The organism is Microbispora sp. CA-135349 (genome assembly GCF_050947365.1).
Classification (GTDB): Bacteria; Actinomycetota; Actinomycetes; order Streptosporangiales; family Streptosporangiaceae; genus Microbispora.
In genome coordinates this window covers 1,080,256-1,097,250 of record NZ_CP192001.1, presented here as the reverse complement: position 1 = coordinate 1,097,250, position 16,995 = coordinate 1,080,256, and the positions used below count along the sequence as shown (strand labels likewise).

Annotated in this window: 21 protein-coding genes; 11 read left to right on the top strand and 10 right to left on the bottom strand. The window is 70.8% G+C overall.

The window, feature by feature from the left end; all coding sequences use genetic code 11:
- Positions 1 to 150 precede the first annotated feature (150 nt).
- Complete coding sequence (locus tag ACQPZZ_RS05500) at positions 151 to 801, top strand: copper chaperone PCu(A)C (protein ID WP_432929549.1); 651 nt, start codon at positions 151 to 153, stop codon at positions 799 to 801.
- 94 nt (positions 802 to 895) lie between these two features.
- Here ACQPZZ_RS05500 and ACQPZZ_RS05495 read toward each other — a convergent pair whose 3' ends face one another.
- Entirely contained in the window at positions 896 to 1,585 is a 690-nt protein-coding gene (locus ACQPZZ_RS05495) for a response regulator transcription factor (RefSeq protein ID WP_363641898.1), read from the bottom strand.
- The gene (locus ACQPZZ_RS05490) at positions 1,582 to 2,772 is read right to left on the bottom strand and encodes a sensor histidine kinase (protein ID WP_432929547.1); all 1,191 of its coding nucleotides are present in this window, start codon (positions 2,770 to 2,772) and stop codon (positions 1,582 to 1,584) included. The genes ACQPZZ_RS05495 and ACQPZZ_RS05490 overlap by 4 nt, the downstream gene beginning before the upstream one ends.
- 104 nt (positions 2,773 to 2,876) lie before the next feature.
- Here ACQPZZ_RS05490 and phoU point away from each other — a divergent pair, with 104 nt between their 5' ends.
- Positions 2,877 to 3,536 carry a phosphate signaling complex protein PhoU gene (gene phoU / locus ACQPZZ_RS05485; RefSeq protein ID WP_363641900.1) on the top strand — a complete coding sequence of 220 codons (660 nt, stop codon included), beginning with the start codon at positions 2,877 to 2,879 and terminating at the stop codon, positions 3,534 to 3,536.
- A gap of 117 nt (positions 3,537 to 3,653) precedes the next feature.
- Positions 3,654 to 5,111, top strand: coding sequence for a hypothetical protein (locus ACQPZZ_RS05480; protein WP_432929545.1), 1,458 nt, complete (start codon positions 3,654 to 3,656; stop codon positions 5,109 to 5,111).
- Between the two features lie 52 nt (positions 5,112 to 5,163).
- On the opposite strand, the gene ACQPZZ_RS05475 is transcribed toward ACQPZZ_RS05480, so the two are convergent.
- Genes ACQPZZ_RS05475 through mshA form a run of 3 tightly spaced genes read right to left on the bottom strand, consistent with a single transcriptional unit; the run spans position 5,164 to position 7,725 of the window.
- Positions 5,164 to 5,907 carry a phosphoglyceromutase gene (locus ACQPZZ_RS05475; RefSeq protein ID WP_432929543.1) on the bottom strand — a complete coding sequence of 248 codons (744 nt, stop codon included), beginning with the start codon at positions 5,905 to 5,907 and terminating at the stop codon, positions 5,164 to 5,166.
- A gap of 39 nt (positions 5,908 to 5,946) precedes the next feature.
- Positions 5,947 to 6,432: a YbjN domain-containing protein gene (locus tag ACQPZZ_RS05470; protein ID WP_432929541.1), complete on the bottom strand. Its 486-nt coding sequence runs from the start codon at positions 6,430 to 6,432 to the stop codon at positions 5,947 to 5,949.
- Between the two features lie 9 nt (positions 6,433 to 6,441).
- The gene (mshA, locus tag ACQPZZ_RS05465; protein WP_432929539.1) at positions 6,442 to 7,725 is read right to left on the bottom strand and encodes a D-inositol-3-phosphate glycosyltransferase; all 1,284 of its coding nucleotides are present in this window, start codon (positions 7,723 to 7,725) and stop codon (positions 6,442 to 6,444) included.
- Positions 7,726 to 7,844: 119 nt separating this feature from the next.
- Between mshA and ACQPZZ_RS05460 the strand changes: the two genes are divergently transcribed.
- Genes ACQPZZ_RS05460 through ACQPZZ_RS05450 form a run of 3 tightly spaced genes read left to right on the top strand, consistent with a single transcriptional unit; the run spans position 7,845 to position 10,039 of the window.
- The gene (locus ACQPZZ_RS05460) at positions 7,845 to 8,666 is read left to right on the top strand and encodes an SDR family oxidoreductase (protein WP_432929537.1); all 822 of its coding nucleotides are present in this window, start codon (positions 7,845 to 7,847) and stop codon (positions 8,664 to 8,666) included.
- Positions 8,663 to 9,481 (top strand): class I SAM-dependent methyltransferase, encoded by an 819-nt coding sequence (locus ACQPZZ_RS05455; protein ID WP_432929535.1) that lies wholly within the window; start codon positions 8,663 to 8,665, stop codon positions 9,479 to 9,481. Before ACQPZZ_RS05460 ends, ACQPZZ_RS05455 begins: the two co-directional genes overlap by 4 nt.
- 30 nt (positions 9,482 to 9,511) lie before the next feature.
- On the top strand, positions 9,512 to 10,039 hold the full coding sequence (locus ACQPZZ_RS05450; RefSeq protein WP_432929533.1) for an N-acetyltransferase family protein: 528 nt from the start codon (positions 9,512 to 9,514) through the stop codon (positions 10,037 to 10,039).
- A 75-nt stretch (positions 10,040 to 10,114) separates the two neighbouring features.
- Here the strand turns inward: ACQPZZ_RS05450 and ACQPZZ_RS05445 are convergent, their stop codons facing one another.
- Positions 10,115 to 10,633: an O-acetyl-ADP-ribose deacetylase gene (locus ACQPZZ_RS05445; protein ID WP_363641915.1), complete on the bottom strand. Its 519-nt coding sequence runs from the start codon at positions 10,631 to 10,633 to the stop codon at positions 10,115 to 10,117.
- Between the two features lie 51 nt (positions 10,634 to 10,684).
- Here ACQPZZ_RS05445 and ACQPZZ_RS05440 point away from each other — a divergent pair, with 51 nt between their 5' ends.
- From ACQPZZ_RS05440 to ACQPZZ_RS05425, 4 genes are all read left to right on the top strand, one after another.
- A complete protein-coding gene (locus tag ACQPZZ_RS05440; protein ID WP_432929530.1) occupies positions 10,685 to 11,041 on the top strand; it encodes a BlaI/MecI/CopY family transcriptional regulator in 357 nt (118 codons plus the stop codon).
- Entirely contained in the window at positions 11,038 to 11,952 is a 915-nt protein-coding gene (locus ACQPZZ_RS05435; protein ID WP_432929528.1) for a M56 family metallopeptidase, read from the top strand. The genes ACQPZZ_RS05440 and ACQPZZ_RS05435 overlap by 4 nt, the downstream gene beginning before the upstream one ends.
- Positions 11,953 to 12,020: 68 nt before the next feature.
- Positions 12,021 to 12,455 carry a helix-turn-helix domain-containing protein gene (locus tag ACQPZZ_RS05430; protein WP_363641921.1) on the top strand — a complete coding sequence of 145 codons (435 nt, stop codon included), beginning with the start codon at positions 12,021 to 12,023 and terminating at the stop codon, positions 12,453 to 12,455.
- 3 nt (positions 12,456 to 12,458) lie between these two features.
- Positions 12,459 to 12,815 (top strand): hypothetical protein, encoded by a 357-nt coding sequence (locus ACQPZZ_RS05425; protein WP_432929526.1) that lies wholly within the window; start codon positions 12,459 to 12,461, stop codon positions 12,813 to 12,815.
- Positions 12,816 to 12,911: 96 nt separating this feature from the next.
- Here the strand turns inward: ACQPZZ_RS05425 and ACQPZZ_RS05420 are convergent, their stop codons facing one another.
- Both ACQPZZ_RS05420 and ACQPZZ_RS05415 read right to left on the bottom strand, forming a co-directional pair.
- A complete protein-coding gene (locus tag ACQPZZ_RS05420) occupies positions 12,912 to 13,508 on the bottom strand; it encodes a hypothetical protein (RefSeq protein ID WP_432929524.1) in 597 nt (198 codons plus the stop codon).
- Positions 13,505 to 14,572, bottom strand: coding sequence for a PASTA domain-containing protein (locus ACQPZZ_RS05415; RefSeq protein WP_432929522.1), 1,068 nt, complete (start codon positions 14,570 to 14,572; stop codon positions 13,505 to 13,507). Before ACQPZZ_RS05415 ends, ACQPZZ_RS05420 begins: the two co-directional genes overlap by 4 nt.
- Before the next feature lie 478 nt (positions 14,573 to 15,050).
- Between ACQPZZ_RS05415 and ACQPZZ_RS05410 the strand changes: the two genes are divergently transcribed.
- A complete protein-coding gene (locus ACQPZZ_RS05410; RefSeq protein WP_432929520.1) occupies positions 15,051 to 15,389 on the top strand; it encodes a DUF2516 family protein in 339 nt (112 codons plus the stop codon).
- A 48-nt stretch (positions 15,390 to 15,437) separates the two neighbouring features.
- On the opposite strand, the gene ACQPZZ_RS05405 is transcribed toward ACQPZZ_RS05410, so the two are convergent.
- Complete coding sequence (locus ACQPZZ_RS05405) at positions 15,438 to 16,409, bottom strand: magnesium transporter CorA family protein (protein WP_432929518.1); 972 nt, start codon at positions 16,407 to 16,409, stop codon at positions 15,438 to 15,440.
- Between the two features lie 98 nt (positions 16,410 to 16,507).
- Entirely contained in the window at positions 16,508 to 16,924 is a 417-nt protein-coding gene (locus tag ACQPZZ_RS05400) for a VOC family protein (protein ID WP_363641929.1), read from the bottom strand.
- Positions 16,925 to 16,995 lie beyond the last annotated feature (71 nt).

Genomic DNA, 16,995 nt, shown 5'->3' with positions numbered 1-16,995 from the left:
AAGCCATCCACTCTGTGAATCGGCATATAGGACATACCGGGTGACCTGCAGTGCTGGCGCGTACGGACCGGGAGCCGACGCCGGACCGGTGACCGGCGCGGATAAGGTGATTGCTGCCCATACACGTGCGTACCAAGGAGATCTCGAACCGTGACCAGCACTAGCCGTCGCAGGGCGATCGCCGTTGCCGCGCTCCTCGCCGCCGCCATCCCTGCACTGGCCGCGTGTGGCGCCGGTTTCGACGCCAACACCAATGTGCCGTACGCCCCGAACGAGGCGGGCGTCCTCTACGACGGCGACGGCCCCGGCAAGGCCTACGGCAAGAACGGCGTCATGATCCCGCAGGCGTTCATCCTCGGGCCGGACTCCGGCCAGCAGCTCGCCGCCGGCGGGTCGGCGCCGCTCTACCTGACTCTCCTGAACAGCACGGGGACCGCCGACCAGCTCACCGGCATCGTTCCGGAGGAGCAGAAGGCCACCTCGGTCAAGGTGGCCAGCCCCATCGACCTGCAGCCGGGCACGCTCGCCAAGACCCCCGACGTCACGATCGAGGGTCTGAAGACGGCGCTGCGCGGCGGAGAGAGCATCCAGCTCACGCTCCAGTTCAAGAACGCCGGCGACGTCGCGCTCACCGTTCCGGTCGTCGCCCGCAGCCGCGAGTTCGCGACGCTGCCGCCCGCGCCGACGGCCACGCCCGCGGCCTCGCCGACGGCCACGGGAAGCCCGGCGCCGTCGGACACCGCGAGCCCGGCGACCACCGGCGCCGCCCCCTCCGGGTCGCCCGCCCCGGACGCCCAGTAGCGGGTCGCGTAGACGTGCGGGAGCCCCTGTCCGGCCGGACAGGGGCTCCTTTACCGCTGGACGTGCCGCACGAGCCGTACAGGCCCGTACGGACTCACTCGTCGGCCGGGTCGAACTTGTAGCCCAGGCCGCGCACGGTGAGGATGCAGCGGGGGTTGGACGGATCGGCCTCGACCTTGGCCCGCAGCCGTTTCACGTGCACGTCGAGCGTCTTGGTGTCGCCCACGTAATCGGCGCCCCACACCCGGTCGATGAGCTGACCACGGGTGAGCACCCGCCCGGCGTTGCGCAGCAGCACTTCGAGCAGCTCGAACTCCTTCAGCGGAAGCTGGACCTGCCGTCCGCGCACGGCCACGATGTGCCGGTCGACGTCCATACGGACCGGTCCCCCGGCCAGGACCGCCGACTCCACCTCCTCGACGTCGCCCTGCCTGCGCAGCACCGCGCGGATGCGCGCCACCAGCTCGCGGGACGAGAACGGCTTTGTCACGTAGTCGTCGGCCCCCAGCTCGAGGCCGACGACCTTGTCGATCTCGCTGTCCTTGGCGGTCAGCATTATCACGGGGACCTTGGAACGCTGCCGGAGCGAGCGGCACACCTCGGTTCCGGGCAGGCCAGGGAGCATCAGGTCGAGCAGGACGAGATCGGCACCGTTGCGGTCGAACGCGTCCAGGGCCTCGGGGCCGGTGGCCGCCACCGCGACCTCGTACCCCTCTTTCCTGAGCATGTACGACAAGGCGTCCGAGAACGACTCCTCGTCCTCGACGACGAGTACCCGAGTCACTTAGCGGCCTCCTGGGGGATGGTCGTGCTTGGTACGGGGACCGCCTGACCGCCGAACGCGGGAAGGCGAAGAGTGAAGGTCGAGCCGGATCCTTCCTTGCTCCACACCGTGACCTCGCCGCCGTGCGCGACCGCCACGTGCTTGACGATCGCGAGGCCGAGGCCGGTGCCGCCGGTGGCCCGTGACCGGGCGGCGTCGACACGGAAGAACCGTTCGAAGATGCGTTCCTGCGCACCTTCGGGGATGCCGATGCCCTGGTCGCTGACGCTGACCTCGACGGCGTTCCCGGCCGGTCTGGCGCTGATCACGACGCGGGTGTGCTCGGGGCTGTAGGCGACGGCGTTGTCGATGAGGTTGCGCAGCGCGGTGACGAGAAGCTCCTCGTCGCCCCAGACCTTCAGGCCCTCGGCGCCGCCCGCGACGAGCGTGATGTCCTTCGCCGAGGCCTTCGTGTTGCACCGGTCGATCGCCTCGTGGACGGTCTCGTCGACCGGCACCTGCTCGGGTGCGGGGATGGGCTCGCCGCCCTGGATCCGCGACAGCGTGATCAGGTCCTGCACCAGGTATGTCAGGCGGGCGGCCTCGTGCTGCATCCGGCCGGCGAACCGCCGCACGGCCTCGGGGTCGTCGGCCGCGTCCTGCACGGTCTCTGCGAGCAGGCTCAGCGCGCCGACCGGCGTCTTGAGCTCGTGGCTGACGTTGGCGACGAAGTCCCTGCGCACCGCCTCGACCCGTTGCCGCTCGGTCTGGTCCTCGGCGAGCACGAGCACCTGCCCGTGAGAGCCCAGCGGAGCCACCCGCACCGCGAACGACGTGGACTCCTGCCCGAACTTGCGTCCGGCCGTCTCTATCTCGCTCTCGCGGATCTCGCCGTCCCTGCGGACCTTCCTGGCCAGCGCGAGCAGTTCCGCGGCCATGAGGGACTCCCCGCGTACGAGGCCGAAGGCGCGCGCGGCCGAGCTGGCACGCAGCACCCGGTCCTCGCGGTCGAGGACGACCGCCGAGGAGGGCAGCACGGCGAGCACCGACGCCACCCCCGGAGGCAGGCCGTCGTCCACCGGTTCGGGTGTGCGGGGCTTGTCCGCCTGCCGTCGGATCGCGAGCATGACGAAGGAGCCGAGGACGAATCCGCCCATCGCCGCCAGGCTCGCCAGCAACTCGTTCACATTCAGCAGCCTAGGCGGCATTTCTGGTTCTTCCACCTGCCCGACCTGGCACGACGGCCCTGTTTCCGGAAAAGTTCATCCGGCGGTCGAAATTCGTTCATCGACCCGCGCGTAGCGTGGCGGCCATGCGCGACGCCTATCACGAAGAGCTTGCGGCCCTGACCGACCGCCTGGTGGAGATGACCCGCCTGGTGCGGTCGGCCATGTCGAGGGGAACGACCGCCCTGCTCGACGCCGACCTGCAGCTGGCGGAGAGCGTCATCTCCCAGGACGCCGAGGTCGACCGGCTGCACCAGGAGCTCGAGGCCTCAATCTACGAGCTGATGGCCACGCAGCAGCCGGTGGCGGTCGACCTGCGTACGGTCATCACGGCCCTGCGGATGGCCGCCGACCTGGAGCGCATGGGCGACCTGGCCGAGCACATCGCCAAGCTCGCCCGGATGCGCCACCCCGAGTCCGCCATCCCGGCCGAGCTGCGTGACACGTTCGTCGAGATGGGCGCCATCGCCGAGAACCTGATCACCAAGGCGGGCAGCTGCATCGCCTCCCGCGACATCGATCTCGCCAAGGAGCTGGAAGAGGACGACGACGCGATGGACCGCCGCCACCGCCGGCTGTTCCGCGTCCTGCTGTCGAAGGACTGGGAGCACGGGATCGAGGCCGCCATCGACATCACACTGGCGGGCCGCTACTACGAGCGGTACGCCGACCACGCCGTACGCGTCGCCCGCGACGTCGTGTACCTCGTCACGGGTACGCGCGACGCGGACGCCCTCGCCGGCTGACGCGACGGCGTACGGGGGGCGGAAGCCCCGGTCCTCGGGGGGCCGGGGCTTTCGCGCGCCCCTCACATCGCTGGACCGTAGGTCGTTTGTCGCACGCGCCGAATAGTCTTCGCTCTCGTGCCGAGACGATCATGGGTGCACCGCGTCTCCAAGGTCTGGGCGGCGGCGACGCTGACCGCGGTGGCTCCCACCCTCTACTTCTGGGTCACGTCGATCCTGGCCGGCGACGACACCGTCGAGGGCTACGTATCGGTGGTGGTTTCGTTCCCGGCTTCCTGCCCGGGCTGGAACATATATGAACTGGTCTATCCCAGGGCATACACGATCACCGACTTCCCCCTCTTCTCGTACCACGGGGCACCGCTGATCGTCCTGGGCTTCGCGGGCTGGTGTCTGAGCCTGCGGAGCGGGCGGCCCGGACTGGCCAGGATCATCGGCCGTTGCGTGGCCGTCGTCCTGCTCGTCCTCGCCCTCCCCGGCTTCCCGCTCCCGATCCTCGACGCGGCGCTCGGCGGCTCCGCCTGCCTGGCGGTGTGGGGGCCGCCCGAGGTGTACTCCACGCACATCTGGTGGGGGCTCTACGACTGCGTTCCGCCGGTCCTCGTCCTGCTCGCCGTACGCGCTCCCCGGCGCCCGTTCGTGCGCCGGGGCCCGGTCGTCCGCACGACGGCGGCCGTCCTGGCGGTGACCGCGGTCGTCCTGCTGCCGGCGGCGTCGGCCTCGCCCGGCAGGGTGAGCACCGAGCAGGAACTCGACTGCCACGGATTCGGCGACGGCACGGTCAAGGGGATGACCGAGGCGGACAAACGCTTCCTTTGCGCGGTTCGCGGCTACGACCGGCCGTACGACTCCGGCGTCGAGGGGTGGGACGAGGTCTCCGACCAGGGCGTCCTCGCACAAGGGCGCCACCTGTGCACGTTGGCGACCCGGCACGGGGGCGACACCGGCGCGCGGGCCGTCCAAGAGGCCCCGCAGGCGTCCCTGGCGATCGTGCTGCCGAGCCTGTGCCCGGCCGTGGCCCGGGCGCAGCAGGCGGAGGAAGACCGCCGGCAGGCGGAGTCGGACGCGTACGTCGCCCAGAAGGAGCGGGCCTGCGCGGCGCATCCCCGGCACCGGCCGAAGATTCGGCCCGTACGCCAGCGCCGGGCCACGTTGTGGACGGAGTTCTGGACCATCGACGGCTGGGAAGAAGGCTACGAGGGCAATCCCCCCGAGCTGGTGAAGAACCTGGTGGGAAGCGGCCTGGGCACGCTGGCCATCTGGGCGGCCGACGAGATCGGCCATGCCTGTGTGACGGTCGAGTCCTACATGCGCCGCCCGCCGCTCGAGACCAGAGCCTGGGACGAGGTGGTCGAGGTCGGGTACAAGAGCCCGTCCGGGTCTCTGGAGCTCGTGGACGGCGACGGAACGAGCGTGAAGGGGCTCATCACACGCGGCCCGGGCTCGTATCGCGTCAGGGTCCATCTGCGCGGCCGCAAGCTCGTGACCCAGGTGCCCGATCCCCCGGACGGCGCGGTGGAACTCCTGGTCCAGGTGTTCCCCGGCAAGGCGAGGAAGCCCGTCGTCTACAAATGACCGAAAGCCGCGCCTCCGGTGGGAGGCGCGGCCTTCGTGAGAGACGTGAGGGTTACTTCTTGCCCTGGTTGGCGACGGCCTCGATGGCGGCCGCGGCGGCCGTGGGGTCGAGGTACTCGCCCTTGCCCACCGGGCGGAAGTCGGCGTCCAGCTCGTAGCGCAGCGGGATGCCGGTCGGGATGTTCAGGCCGGCGATGTCGGCGTCACTGATGCCCTCCAGGTGCTTGACCAGCGCGCGCAGGGAGTTGCCGTGCGCCACCACCAGCACGTCGCGACCGGCCGCCAGGTCGGGGACGATCTCGTCGTACCAGTACGGCAACATGCGCCCGACGACGTCCTTCAGGCACTCGGTGCGCGGCAGCAGCTCCGGCGGCAGCACCGAGTAGCGGCCGTCGCCGACCTGGGAGTACTCGTCGTCGTCGGCGAGCGGCGGCGGCGGCACGTCGTACGAACGGCGCCACAGCATGAACTGCTCGTCGCCGAACTCGGCGCGGGTCTGCGCCTTGTCCTTGCCCTGGAGCGCGCCGTAGTGGCGCTCGTTCAGCCGCCAGGAGCGCTTGACCGGGAGCCACAGCAGGTCGGCCGCCTCAAGCGCGAGGTTGGCGGTCTTGATGGCCCGGGTGAGCACCGAGGTGTGCACCACGTCGGGCCGGATCCCGGCCTCCAGGAGCAGCTGCCCGCCGCGCCGCGCCTCCTCCTCGCCGGTCGGCGAAAGTGTGACGTCCACCCAGCCGGTGAACAGGCCTTTGACATTCCATTCGCTCTCGCCGTGCCGCAGCAGCACCAAAGTCGCCATGCGGCCAATCCTATCGGCGTGCGGCGGACGTCCCGTTGGTCAGGACTCGACCACGCGGGCGAAGGCGCGCAGGTTGGCCAGCGACTCGCCGCGCTTGACCCGCCACTCCCACTCGCGCCTGATGGAGGTCGCGAAGCCCAGCTCGAGTGCGCGGTCGAACGACTCGTCGGAGTAGGTGAGCACGCAGCCGAGGACCCGGTCGATCTCCTCCTCGGTCACCGCGTCCAGCGGCAGCCGGCCCACCAGGTGCACGTCGCCCGTGGCGTCGACGGCGAAGTGGACGCCGTACATCGAGCCGTTCTTGTGCAGCAGCCAGCGGTAGAACTCGGCGTGGTTCTCGTCGGGCTGCCGGCAGAAGAACGCCTCGATGTTCAACGCCTGGTCGCCGAGCACGAGCCAGGTCAGGGTGGCGAGCTTGTGCTGGCCCGGCAGCCTGACCAGGAACGCACCCGGCTTCGGCCGCTCGTAGGACAGCTCGGCGGACTCCAGCGCCGACGCGATGACGGCTTCCAGATCCGGTCTCATGTCCCCACCCTATGAGTTGACCGCGATGGGGGTCCGGTGGAGCTGGGCCATGGCGCCGGCGTACACGTCGGCCAGCCGGGCGGCGGTCGCCGACCAGCCGAAGCCCGTGGCGTGCTGCACGGCGCCCGCGGCCAGTTCGGCGAGGCGGTCCGGATGCCGGGCCAGCTGGGCGAGCTCGCGCGCCCAGTCGTGCGGGTCGTGTCCCGCCACCAGCACGCCGGACACGCCGTCCTTGACGGCCGTCCGCAGGCCGCCCACCGCCGCGGCGACGACCGGGGTGCCGCACGCCTGCGACTCCAGCGCGACCAGGCCGAACGACTCGTTGTAGGAGGGCACCACGGTCACGTCGGCCGCCCGGTACCAATCGGCCAGCTCCGGCTGCGGCGCGGGCGGCGCGAGCCGTACGACGTCGGGGATGCCCAGCTCGGCGGCGAGGTCCCCGAGCAGGGAGGGATTCGCGAGGCCGTTGCCGCTGGGCCCGCCCACGCAGGCCACGACGAGCCGCGACCGCAGCGAGGGGTCCTCCACCAGCATCCGGGCGGCGGCCTTGAGCAGCACGTCGGGGGCCTTGAGCGGCTGGATCCGGCCAACGAACAACAGCACGAAGGCGTCCTGCGGCAGATCGAGGCGGCGGCGCGCGGCGCCCTTGGACGCCGGCTGGAAGACGGCGAGGTTGACGCCGGGGTTGACGACCGCCACCCGTTCGCGCGGCGCCCCGTAGAGGCTGATCAGCTCGTCGGCCTCGGCGGCGGTGTTGGCGATCAGGCGGTCGGCGACCTCCACGACCTGCTCCTCGCCGAGCACGCGCATCGCCGGCTCGGGCTTGTCGCCCTCGGCGAGCAGCGCGTTCTTCACCTTGGCCATGGTGTGCATGGTGTGCACGAGCGGCACGCCCCAGCGTTCCTTGGCCAGCCAGCCCACCTGGCCCGACAGCCAGTAGTGCGAGTGGATCACGTCGTACCGGCCGGGGTCGTACATCGCCTCGGTGCGCAGGACGCCGGACAGGAAGCCGCACAGCTGCCCCGGGAGATCGGCGCGGTCGAGCTCCTCGTACGGCCCGGCGGTGACGTGGCGGACGAGCACCCCCGGACTCAGCTCGGCGACCGGAGGCAGGTCACGGGCGGTCCGCCTGGTGAAGATCTCCACCTCGATGCCCAGCGCCGCGAGACGCTTGGCGACCTCGACAATGTAGACGTTCATGCCGCCCGCGTCGCCGGTCCCCGGCTGGTCAAGCGGGGACGTGTGCACACTGATGGTCGCGACGCGGTTGACCCGACGTCGTAACACCGACACCCGAACCACCTCCGAAAGGCTTATAACCACCAAAATCATCACCGGATTCCCCGACATTGGTGAGCACCGGAGATCCTGAGAGGATGGCGCCTGCCCACCCGGAGCAGCGTGGAAGGACGATGGCGGTGACGATGATCAATCCCCCGGGGACCGATCCCGCAGGGACCGATGTCGCAGGACCCGATGTCACGGGGACCAGGACAGCGGTGGTGACCGGCGCGAGCAGCGGCATCGGCGAGGCGACCGCCCGCCGCCTCGCGGCGGAGGGGTACCGGGTCGTGGCGGCGGCGCGGCGGCGGGACCGGCTCGACAAGCTGGCGGCCGACGTGCCGGGCATCCGTCCGGTGACGCTGGACGTGACCGACCAGGCGTCGGTGGACGCGCTGGCCGCCTCTCTGGAGCGCTGCGACGTCCTGGTGAACAACGCGGGCGGCGCGTTCGGGCTCGAACCGGTGGCCGGGGGCCGGGTGGACGACTGGCAGCGGATGTACGACGTGAACGTGCTCGGCTCCCTGCGCATGACGAGGGCACTGCTGCCGAAGCTCATCGAGTCGGGGGACGGCGTGCTGGTGATGCTCACCTCGACGGCCGGCCTGGTGTCGTACGAGGGAGGCGGCGGCTACTGCGCGGCCAAGCACGCGCAGACCTCGATGACCGAGACCCTCCGCCTGGAGCTGTGCGGCGACCCCGTGCGGGTCGTCGAGATCGCTCCGGGCATGGTCATGACCGAGGAGTTCGCCCTGACCCGCTTCCGCGGCGACTCCGAGCGTGCCGCCAAGGTGTACGAGGGCGTTCCCGGCCCGCTGAGCGCGGACGACGTCGCCGACGTGATCGCCTTCGCCGTGACCCGCCCGTCGCACGTGAACATCGACAGGCTGGTCGTCCGGCCGCGCGCGCAGGCCGCGCAGCACAAGGTGCACCGGGTAGCGCCGGGGGTATGAGGCCGGTCAGACCGGGCCGCCCGGTGGGGACCGTCACACGCGGCACCACCGGGCACAACCGGCTGCGCCGGTGCGACCGCTGGATCGCCGCCGTCTACGGCCCGCTGTTGCGTTCGGCCCGCGCGGGGGCGGCGCCGTTGGTGGTGGACCTCGGCTACGGCGCGTCCCACACCACGACGACCGAGCTGTTCACCCGGCTGCGCCGGGTCTGCCCCACGGCCGAGGTGGTGGGCGTGGAGATCGCCCCCGAACGGGTCGCGGCGGCCAAGCCGTACGAACGTGAGGGGCTGTCCTTCGTCAGGGGCGGCTTCGAGCTGCCGGTCCCCCGTCCGCCGATGATCGTGCGCGCGTTCAACGTGCTGCGGCAGTACGGCGAGGCGGAGGCGTGGGAGCACTGGGACCGGCTGCGAACCCGCCTGCACCCTTCGGGCGTGCTCGTCGAGGGAACCTGCTCGGAGGTCGGCCACCGGGCGACCTGGGTGGCGCTCGGCGCCGAGGGACCGCGCACGCTCACCTTCGCGGCCCGGTTCACCGGCTTCGAACGCCCCTCGGACCTGGCCGAACGCCTGCCGAAGACGTTGATCCACCGCAACGCTTCCGGCGAGCGGATCCACGCGTTCCTGACCGACTGGGACCGTGCCTGGGCCGCCTGCGCCCCCTTCGGCGCGTACGGCACGCGGCAGCGCTGGATCAGGACGGCCGAGCTGCTGGCGCGGGACTGGCCGGTGGAGACGGTCCCGCCGACCGGCGGCCCCGGCCGTTGGCGGCTCGGCGAGCTCACCCTGCCCTGGAGCAGCGTCTCCCCCGGCGGTTGACGCCGTCCGGCGGTTGATAACGTCCCGGCCATGCGCTTCGTCCTCGACCCGGAGATGACCCCCGAGCTCTTCGAGGAGCTACTGAGCTGCTGGACGGAGGTGACCGACGCGGGCGGCGCGGTGGGTTTCGTGCCTCCGGTGACGCCGGAGGACATCCGGCCGACGGCGGACAGGACGTTCGCCCGCACCCGCGCGGCCGCGGGGCCGGGGGCCCCCGACAGCCTCCTGGTGGGGTTCGGCGACGACGGCGCCCCGGGCGCCTGGCTCATCCTGGGCGACAACGGCTCGGGCCTGCGGGCGCACTGGCGGTGGCTGCTGCGGGTCATGGTCCACCCCAAGCACCAGGGCAAGGGATATGGCAGGGAGCTGCTGCTCGCCGCCGACGACGCCGCCAGGTCGCTCGGCCTGGAGGCGCTGCAGCTCACCTGCCGTGGCGGCACCGGGGTCGACCGCTTCTACGCGAGCGTCGGCTACCGGGAGGTCGGCAGGGTGCCCCGCTCGATCCGGGTGGCCCCCGGCGACGACCGCGACGAGATCTACATGCTCAAGTGGCTCTGACCCTCGCGCTCCGGATTGTCCCCTGACCGCTTCGGGCAGGATCCGCAGGTTTCGGATGAGATTTTGGCCGAATGCTTATCCGATGTCCTGTAGGGCCGACTCGAACACCGCATAGGCTGCGGTACTGAACAACACGAAGCGCACCTCTTCCACCACGGTGGGGGCAGCCTGCCGCACCGCGGTGATCGCGATGCGGGCGGCGTCCTCGACCGGCCAGCGGTAGATCCCCGTGGAGATCGCGGGGAACGCCACCGTGCCGGCGCCCAGCGCGTCGGCGACGACGAGCGACTCCCGATAGCAGGAGGCGAGCAGATGGGATCGGTCCTCGCTCCGCGAGTACACGGGACCGACCGTGTGGATCACCCATCGCGCGGGCAGGCGCCCGGCGGTGGTCGCGACGGCCTGGCCGGTCGGCAGTCCCTTGCCGTACCGGGAGGCGCGCAGCGCCCGGCACCCCTCCAGGATCTCGGGGCCGCCGCGCCGGTGAATGGCTCCGTCCACCCCTCCGCCGCCCATGAGCGACGAGTTGGCCGCGTTGACGATCGCGTCCACCCGCTGCTCGGTGATGTCTCCCTCGACCAGAACGATCTCCATGTCTCCCACCTCTCTACAGGACGTAGTACTACCCCAGGTAGGCTGAAGAACGTGAAGGGATTGGGAGAGCTCGAACGCAGCATCATGGACATCCTCTGGGCGGAGAACACCCCGCTGACGGCCCGTGAGGTGGGACGCCTCATCGAGGACCGCGATCTGGCGCCGACGACCGTGATGACCGTGCTCGACCGGCTGGTCCGCAAGGGCTTCCTCACCCGCACCCGGGACGGCCGTGCATGGCGCTACCAGCCCGCCGCGAGCCGTGACGCGTACGTCGCCGAGCTGATGCTCGAAGCCCTGGACATGACCGGCGACCGCGACGCGGCGCTGACCCGTTTCGCCCGCGCCGTTTCCGGCACGGAGGCGGAGATCCTGCGGAAAGCCCTCACGGAGCTGGAGGAAGAGTGATCGCGGCGGCGGTCTTAGCGGCGCTCGCCACGATCTGCGCGATGGCCGCGTGGCGGCTGACGTTCGCGCGCTGGACCTGGCGCGCCCCGCGCACGGCGATCCTGCTGTGGCAGTCACTCGGGCTGACCTGGGGGCTCGCCTCCACCGGCGCCCTGCTCGCCTTCGCGCTCGACCCCTACCGCAAGGGCGTCGTCCACGGGCTCGGGGAGTTCCTGCTGAGCGTGGAGTTCGGCGTGCGCGAGCCGTACGACTACCTGCGGCTGGCCGCGCTGGTCGCCGGGCTGTCGCTGCTCGCGGTGCTGGTCGCCCTGCCTCTCGCGGCCGGGGCGCAGACGCTGCGCGCCCGCCGGCGGCACCGGCTCCTGCTCGCGCTGGTCGCCCGCGACGAACCGGCCGTGCCCGGCGTGCGGGTGGTCGACTTCCCCGGGGCCGCCGCCTACTGCCTGCCGGGACTCAAGTCGCAGGTCGTCATCAGCGACGGGACGCTGCACCTGCTGTCGTCCGCGGAGCTGGAGGCCGTGCTGGCGCACGAGGCCGCCCACGTGCGTGAGCGCCACGATCTGGTGCTGCTGCCGTTCGCCGCGCTGCGCCGCGCGCTGCCGTGGTCGAAGCTGGTCCGCGACGCGCAGTCGTCGGTCGAGCTGCTGGTCGAGATGGCCGCCGACGACCGCGCCCGGCAGCGGTGCTGCCCGCGCAGGCTGGCCACCGCGCTGCTGCGTTTCGGCACCTCGGCGGCGCTGCCGACGCCGCAGGGCGCGCTCGGCGCGTCCGCGCCGTCGAGCGTGATGGCCCGGGTCGACCGGCTCGTACGGCCCGAGGTCGCGCTCCCGGTCGCCCACCGCTTCCTGATCCTGGCCGGATCGGTGATGCTCGCCACCAGCGCCCCGCTGCTTTGGCTGCTTCCTGGCTGAACCTTTGGTGCTAGCTGGAATTAGCCACTGAGTTTGCAATTGCAAGCAGTGCGAGGCAGACTGGGGGCATGGAACTGCCCAAGGTCGCCTCGCTCGGTGAGTACATCCGCCAGCAGCGGCAGCAGGCGAAGATCTCGCTTCGCCAGCTCGCCGCGCAGGCGGGGGTGTCCAACCCTTACCTGAGCCAGGTGGAACGGGGCCTGCGCAAGCCGAGCGCGGAGATCCTGAACCAGATCGCGAAGGGTCTGCACATCTCCGCTCAGGCGCTCTACGTCCAGGCCGGCCTCATCGAGGACCGCGAACCGCACAGTGACGTGCTGGCCGCGATCCGGGCCGACGTCACGCTCACCGGGCGGCAACGCCAGGTGCTGATCGACATCTACGAGTCGTTCCGCAAGGAGAACCGGGCCGACACCGCCCAGCCGCCGCAATCGGCTGAGCATCTCGGGGACGACCCGGCCCTCTCATGCGACGGCATTACACCGGATTCGAAGGAAGGATAACCCATGACCATCACGACCCAGGCCAAGAAGATCACGGAGTCCAAGCCGTTCTACGCGCTCACCGGCGCGGGCGACTACGCCGTGGAGAAGGCCCGCGCCTACGCCGGCACGGTGCAGGACAAGGCCGAGTCCGTCGCCAAGGACCTCCCGGAGAAGGCCAAGGGATACGCCGACGCCGCCGCCGCCCGTTTCACCCGGCTGTACGACGACCTGGCCACGCGTGGCCGCAAGGTCGTCAGCCGGGTGAGCGGCGAGGCCGCGCTGGAGCTGACGGAGGTCTCGGAGACCGCCGAGCCGGCGATCGCCGCCGAGACCACCGCCAAGCGGACCGGCCGCGCGCGCACCGCGGCCCAGGGCTGATCTCCGGCCCACGCGACACCACGGCGGCCCGCCTTCCCTCCGGGGGAGGCGGGCCGCCGCCTTTCCGGCCCGGCTCCGCGGTGAGCGCGAGCATCCTCATGCGCCTGCCACGAGGGGAATGCCACCGCCAAGTCTGACCCGGACGGGAATCGGACGGGCGAACCTCACCTTCTTGACGGGGAACCCCCGCACGGTCCAGGTGATGCTCGCCGTGAAGTCGCCCGCCCGCAGGTGTTCCAGGCGGCCGTCGGCCACGTAGGCGTCGAGGGACGCGACCACGAACTCCAGCGTGACGCCGAAGTCGACCCGGAAGACCTGCTCCTCGTTCACGAGGACCGCCACCCACGGCTTGTGCTCGGAGGTGATCGTGTGCTCGTACAGGCGGACCGGTTCCCCGCCGGCCCCGGGCTTCATCGTCCTGCGGCCGGCGTCGACCAGCGCGCGGTACTTCGTCCAGCCGCTGAGCAGGACCACACCGAGATCCAGCTCGCTCAGCAGGCGGCCACCGGACTCGGCGACTCTCCGGACGACATCACTCATGAATCCGGCGTCGCCCGGGCGGAAACGGTCGCCGACCTCCTCAAGCATGCGCCGTTCCTTGAGCACCCTGCCCAGTTCCTCCACAACGTGGCGTCGGTCGGCGAACATCAACAGGTCGGCCGTGCTCGGCTCGGTCTCGATGGACATCGTCACCGTGGAGCCTCCCTGAGTCGCTGACGGCCGGGGTCGGGATGGGACTCGACCCGGATATCCGGCCAGGACGGCTGGGCCGCCTGGGCCGTCCGTGCCGTCGGGCGGATCAGCACCTGCGGCGCGGGGTCGGAATGGGGGACGCAGCGGACCGACACAGATCCCGGGTGATGCCCGGGAGACCGATCGGCCGCTGGGCGCCACCCGGGAGGCGGGTCGGGCGCGGGGCGCCGCCCCCTCACCCACCATGCGATGAGCGCGATCAACAGGGCGACGACGACCGCTCCCGCCGCCACCGTAGAGGACGGCTCTTCGTCGCCGGACGCCACGGCGCCGCCTTTCTCCTCTCGCGTCTCCTCTCGCGCGAGCCGTACGGTCACCGTCGTCTTCGTGGCGACCCTGCTTCCCCCGACGGGGGTTTGACCGGTGACGGTGCCCGAGTGTGGGGAGTCCGGGTCCAGCCGCAGGCGCAGACCGGCGCCCGCGAGCTTCTTGCGCGCGTGCGCGAGGTCCAGGCCCTTCAGCGCCGGCACGATCACCGTGGCCGGGGGCTTCGGCGGAACGACCTCCGGGGAGGGCGACGGCGCCACCACCTCGACGTCGGCACCGGTGTCATAGGAGATGAGCTCCCCGGCGCCCGGATTCTGTGTCACGACCTTCCACTCGGATCCCGCCTCCTCTGGCAGGAAGCCGATCCCCACCCTCATCGCGGCGAGCGTTTCTGTGGCCTCGCGCAGGGTGGAGCCACGAAGGTCGGGCAGCAGGGTGCCCAGCCTCAGCGTGACCACGTACGGGTTGCAGCTTTCCGCCGAGGCGCGGGTGACGTAGGACGCGAACGACTCGGGGATGTCGGCGGGCACCAGATGGACGACCGTGTCGGGGCCGAGCTTTTCCCGCGCCTGCGGGAGCGGAAGCCCGCCCAGCGCCGGATCCCCGCAACCGTCACGGGTGCCTCCGCCGTCACCGCCATCGGTGATTCCACCGCTACCGTCGCGGGTGATTCCGCCGGTGTCGGGCGACGGGCCGGTGGGGTCCATGAGAGAGGTGGAACCAAGGAATGCGGCCATGGACACGATGAGAATCGCAAAGGCACGAATCATGGCCCACCCCTAGATCCGAATTGATGTTAACAGCCGGCCATGGAATCCGAAAGGGAATTTCCGCCGATGCATATCGCGGCCCGATAAAGATCGGTTCGCCCTTCCCGCCTCGGATGAATTACGGGTCTCTGACCATGGTGTTCGCCGTCGCGCGGAACCGCCGAGCCTTCGGCGCCACCTCGGCGTGCCTGCGCCTTCACCTTCGTCCCGGATTCGTTCTCCACCCGACGTGAAATCGCACACCGGGGGTCGCGTCTACCGTAAATAACTGAAAAGGGTGACCGCGGCACGACCGGCGACGGCGATCGCGAATGGGCCGCCGCGTTTCGGGCCCGCTGTCCGTGCGGACGGGATGTCCCGGGAACCGGCCCTTCGCGCCCGCGCCACGTGTCGGCGCCGCCCACTAGTCTGGGGGCGTCAGTGACTGTGACCGTGTGGGAGAGCCATGTTCGGGCTGTACGGCATCCTCGACATCATCTTCTGGCTGCTTTCCGTCGCGGCCTTCGTGTTGTCCGGCTGGGCGCTGGTGCACGCCCTGCGGATCCCCGCAAGCGCCTTCCCCGCGGCCGGCAAGCAGACCAAGCCGCTCTGGCTGGTCATCCTCGGCCTCGCGACGCTGTTCACCTTCGCCGCCGCGATCAACTACCTGGGCATGGGCATGGGGCTGCCCAACATCTTCACGATCGCCGCCGTCATCGCGGCGGGCATCTACCTCGCCGACGTGAAGCCCGCGGTCAACGGCTACCGGGGCGGCGGCAACCAGGGGCCGTACGGCCCGTGGTGAAAGGGCCGGTGGTGAAAGAGCCGTGGTGAAAGGCCCGGTGAACCGCGCTCAGAGCCAGTCGCGGGCCCGGAACACCCGGTAGAGCGCGGCCGAGGCGACCACGATCAGCACGCTGGACGTCCAGAAGCCCCACGAGTGCCCGAACCCGGGAAAGGGGATGTTCTGGCCGTAGAAGCCGGTGATCATGGTGGGCACCGCGATGATCGCCGCCCAGCTCGTCACCCGCTTCATGATGAGGTTCATCCGGTTGCTCTGCATGGTCAGGTGCGTCTCGCGGATGTTGCTGACCAGGTCGCGCAGCGACTCCGTCCATTCCGTGGCCCGCAGCACCTGGTCGTACACGTCCTGGAAGTAGGGCGTCATCTCACCGTCGCCGACCTGGCCGTTGCGGCGCAGGAGGGAGTTCACGGCCTCCCGCATGGGCATCACGACGCGGCGCAGCGTGACCAGGCTCTTGCGCAGCTCGAACGTGCGCCGCTGGTCCTCCGGGCCGACCGGCCGGTCGCCGAACACCGTTCCCTCAAGGTCCTCGACCTGCTCGTCCATGGCCTCGACGGTCTCGAAATGGCTGTCCACCACGTAGTCGAGCAGGCCGTGCAGCAGGAACGCGACGCCGTGCCGGGCCAGGTCCGCCGCCTCGTCCCAGCGCCGGATCACCTCCTCGATCCGGAAGTCGTCCGACTGACGTACGGTGACCAGCGCGTTCTTCGTGATGAAGGCGGCGGCGGGAACGACCCGCACCCGCCCGGACTCGGCGTCGAAACCGGCCGCGTAGACGCTGAGGAACATGTGGCTGTCGTAGACGTCGAGCTTGGGCCGCTGCCGGCGCTGCAGCGCGTCCTCGACCGCCAGGGCGTGCAGTCCCAGCTCTTCGCTGATGGCCCGCAGGTCCTCCTCGGTGGGGGCGCACATGTCGAACCACACCACCGCCGACGGGTCCTTGACGTGCTCGGAGACCTCCGCGACCGGAAAGCCCTCGGCCTCGAGGGTTCCGTTCCGGTACAGCCGGGTGTGTCCCATGGACGGTTACCCTACCCGTGCCGAGGGGGGCACCCTCCTGGGGTCACGCAGGAGGAGGCCCCCGTCCCGGACGGCTCGGCGCCACCGGTGGCGCCGCGTCAGCCCGTCTTCAGCTGCTGGAAGCGGATCATGTTGCCCGCCGGGTCGCGGAAGGCGCAGTCGCGGACGCCGTACGGCTGGTCGACCGGCTCCTGGATGACCTCGGCGCCGGACGCGAGGATCCGCTCGAAGGTGGCGTCGCAGTCCGGGGTGGCGAAGACGACGGCGCGCAGCATGCCCTTCGCGAGCAGCGCGCTCAGCGCCTCGCGGTCCTCCGGGGAGGCGCTCGGGTCGGCGTTGAGGGTCTCGACGACGACGTTGACGTCCGGCTGCGACGGCGGGCCCATGGTCAGCCAGCGCGCGTCCCCGTACTTGACGTCGTTGCGCACCTCGAGACCGAGCACGTCCCGGTAGAAGGTGAGCGCCTTGTCGCCGTCGTCGACCGTTATGTAGCAGTAGTGAAGGGTGAGTTCCATGCCGACGACGCTACGGGCGGCCCCGTCCGCCTCGCTTCTCGATTCCTGACCGGTTCGGGCGGCCGGCATCC

Coding starts and splice junctions, on each gene's coding strand:
- ACQPZZ_RS05490 (WP_432929547.1), bottom strand. CDS start 2,772: ATGCCGCCTAGGCTGCTGAATGTGAACGAGTTGCTGGCGAGCCTGGCG.
- phoU (WP_363641900.1), top strand. CDS start 2,877: ATGCGCGACGCCTATCACGAAGAGCTTGCGGCCCTGACCGACCGCCTG.
- ACQPZZ_RS05475 (WP_432929543.1), bottom strand. CDS start 5,907: ATGGCGACTTTGGTGCTGCTGCGGCACGGCGAGAGCGAATGGAATGTC.
- ACQPZZ_RS05470 (WP_432929541.1), bottom strand. CDS start 6,432: ATGAGACCGGATCTGGAAGCCGTCATCGCGTCGGCGCTGGAGTCCGCC.
- ACQPZZ_RS05460 (WP_432929537.1), top strand. CDS start 7,845: ATGGCGGTGACGATGATCAATCCCCCGGGGACCGATCCCGCAGGGACC.
- ACQPZZ_RS05455 (WP_432929535.1), top strand. CDS start 8,663: ATGAGGCCGGTCAGACCGGGCCGCCCGGTGGGGACCGTCACACGCGGC.
- ACQPZZ_RS05450 (WP_432929533.1), top strand. CDS start 9,512: ATGCGCTTCGTCCTCGACCCGGAGATGACCCCCGAGCTCTTCGAGGAG.
- ACQPZZ_RS05445 (WP_363641915.1), bottom strand. CDS start 10,633: ATGGAGATCGTTCTGGTCGAGGGAGACATCACCGAGCAGCGGGTGGAC.
- ACQPZZ_RS05430 (WP_363641921.1), top strand. CDS start 12,021: ATGGAACTGCCCAAGGTCGCCTCGCTCGGTGAGTACATCCGCCAGCAG.
- ACQPZZ_RS05425 (WP_432929526.1), top strand. CDS start 12,459: ATGACCATCACGACCCAGGCCAAGAAGATCACGGAGTCCAAGCCGTTC.
- ACQPZZ_RS05415 (WP_432929522.1), bottom strand. CDS start 14,572: ATGGCCGCATTCCTTGGTTCCACCTCTCTCATGGACCCCACCGGCCCG.
- ACQPZZ_RS05410 (WP_432929520.1), top strand. CDS start 15,051: ATGTTCGGGCTGTACGGCATCCTCGACATCATCTTCTGGCTGCTTTCC.
- ACQPZZ_RS05405 (WP_432929518.1), bottom strand. CDS start 16,409: ATGGGACACACCCGGCTGTACCGGAACGGAACCCTCGAGGCCGAGGGC.
- ACQPZZ_RS05400 (WP_363641929.1), bottom strand. CDS start 16,924: ATGGAACTCACCCTTCACTACTGCTACATAACGGTCGACGACGGCGAC.